Here is a 1355-nt window from a genome sequence, read left to right on the forward strand (position 1 = left end):
GGATTTTTAAAGTGAATTAAAGAACCTAGAGGGTTTCATCCATTCTGAAGATGATCTGGACCCTTTGATAAAGATGGCAATCATCCACTATCAGTTTGAGGCCATCCATCCTTTTTTTGATGGGAATGGCCGTACAGGACGAATTATTCTGTTGCTATATCTAAAATTGGCAGGGCTCATGGATTTGCCAGCGTTGTATCTGAGCAGTTATATCATTGAACATAAAAACGACTATTATACGAACCTTCGTAAGGTCACAGAGGAAGGCAATTGGGAGGCTTGGATAGTGTTCATGCTCGATATGGTGGAACAAACAGCCTCAAGGGGAAGACAGCAGATTGCTGAAATTGAAAATCTGATGAATATCATGGGAACTGAAATCCAGAAACTACTGCCTCGGATATATTCAAAGGATTTGATGGAGCAATTGTTTAGGTTGCCATATACCAAAAGAAGCCATTTGGAAGAGGCAGGACTGGGCAACTTAAAGACTGTTGGAAATTATCTTAAGGACTTGGAAAAAGAAGGGTTTTTAAGGAGCGAGCAGGTGGGCAAGGAAAAACTGTACTTGAATTTTAGACTTTTGGAGGTTCTGAAAGGTTAGAAATATCATATTGAGCAAAAACTATCCATCAACAGGGTATGTTATTTATAAATTAAAGGGAGAGAGAGATTTTATAATTTAGTTTTAGCTGAAATTTCCTTTCAATACACTCCCGTAGCCTTGTGAGGAGCGCATTGAAAGGAAATTCATTTTAAGTCTAAAAAAATGTTTGTTTGGTTTGGGTCTTTGGTTTCAACTTTTTCGTTTCAAACCGTATCAGCAGATTGTCTATGTCCTCGCTTATCTTTGACTCCACGACCCTGGCGTAAATCTGTGTTGTTGATAGCTTATTATGCCCCAACAGCTTTGATACGGTCTCAATGGGAACCCCATTGGAGAGCATGACGGTGGTTGCAAAGGTATGTCTGGCAACATGGAACGTTATATTCTTATGGATACCGCAGTCCAGTACAATTTCCTTCAGATATTTATTAGTTTTTTGGTTTGAGCTGAGCGGAAGGATGGTTCCTTTGTTCGTTTTTTCGGCTTCGTCCCTATATTTTTCAATAATTGACAAGGCCTTGGGCAAAATAGGAATTTTGACCGTTTCATTTGTTTTTTCACGTTTGGTAAAGATCCAATAGTTGTTATCGATGCCCCGGGTAATATGGTCCAGGGTCAGTTCCCTGACATCTACATAGGAAAGTCCCGTGTAACAGGAGAAAATAAAACAATCCTTTACACGTTCCAACCGCGCATTGGTATAATGCGTATTCTCAATCAGTTCGAGTTCACGCTCTGTAAGGAACTG

At 39.8% G+C, this 1355-nt stretch carries 2 protein-coding genes and 1 pseudogene; 2 read left to right on the forward strand and 1 reads right to left on the reverse strand.

Going from position 1 to position 1355, the window contains the following annotated elements:
* Positions 1-28: 28 nt before the first annotated feature.
* Positions 29-151: pseudogene (locus JEM65_RS23160) on the forward strand (Fic family protein); the annotation flags it as partial.
* 27 nt (positions 152-178) lie between these two features.
* Entirely contained in the window at positions 179-604 is a 426-nt protein-coding gene (locus JEM65_RS19460; RefSeq protein WP_368856071.1) for a Fic family protein, read from the forward strand.
* 157 nt (positions 605-761) lie between these two features.
* Here the strand turns inward: JEM65_RS19460 and JEM65_RS19465 are convergent.
* A partial coding sequence (locus JEM65_RS19465) for a site-specific integrase (RefSeq protein WP_199603168.1) occupies positions 762-1355 on the reverse strand: 594 nt, incomplete at its 5' end.

It is taken from the genome of Gelidibacter salicanalis (genome assembly GCF_016469035.1).
In the GTDB taxonomy this organism is placed as follows: domain Bacteria; phylum Bacteroidota; class Bacteroidia; order Flavobacteriales; family Flavobacteriaceae; genus Gelidibacter; species Gelidibacter salicanalis_A.

What these genes read in the sequence shown, in the direction of transcription:
- JEM65_RS19460 (WP_368856071.1), top strand. Translation starts at nt 179, where the DNA reads ATGGATTTGCCAGCGTTGTATCTGAGCAGTTATATCATTGAACATAAA.